At 43.2% G+C, this 664-nt stretch carries 1 protein-coding gene; it reads left to right on the top strand.

The window, feature by feature from the left end:
* Positions 1-664 (top strand): relaxase/mobilization nuclease domain-containing protein (locus AC1DWA_RS33030; RefSeq protein WP_477917647.1); only part of this gene is annotated, 664 nt, incomplete at both ends.

The raw sequence follows: 664 nt of genomic DNA, 5'->3' as shown, positions 1-664 counted from the left end.
TACAAGCCCACCATGTGATTCAATCGTTTAAGCCAGATGAAGTAGATTCTGGGAAAGCTAATGAAATTGGGTTACAACTGGCTGAGAAGTTAGCGAAAGGTCACGAGGTGACCGTCTATACGCATACAGACAAGGATCACATTCATAACCACATCGTCATTAATGCCGTGAACTATGAGGATGGTCGTAAGTTTCATGCACATGGCCAAGAGGCTATTGACCATGTGCGCAAAATAAGTGATGAACTATGCAAGGAACATGGACTTTCCGTTGTAGAAGAGCGTTCGGCCGATGTTCGGTACACATTAGCTGAACAGTCATTGCTTCAAAAAGGTGAGTCGAGTTGGAAAGATGAAATTCGGACGGTCGTCGACTTTTCAAAAGAACAAGCAACTAGTTTTGAAGACTTCGAGGAACGTTTAAAAGACCAAGGTGTCCAAGCAACGCTACGAGGTAAAAACATCACGTATGAGCATCTAGAATCGAATAAAAAGGTACGTGGCACCAAATTAGGGTTGGCGTACGAAAAGGAGACGATTTTACATGGCTTTGAAAGACAAGTTACAAGAGAAAGAGAGACAAGAAATTCAGCAACAACAGTCAACCGAGGACTTGAAGAGGATATACGAAGAAATGATTTTGCGTCTCAGAGCGACGGAGGGCT

It is taken from the genome of Rhodococcus sp. P4_F3_2 (assembly GCF_056401335.1).
Note: the sequence above shows the minus strand (reverse complement) of the source record. Positions and strands in the feature narration are given on the sequence as shown.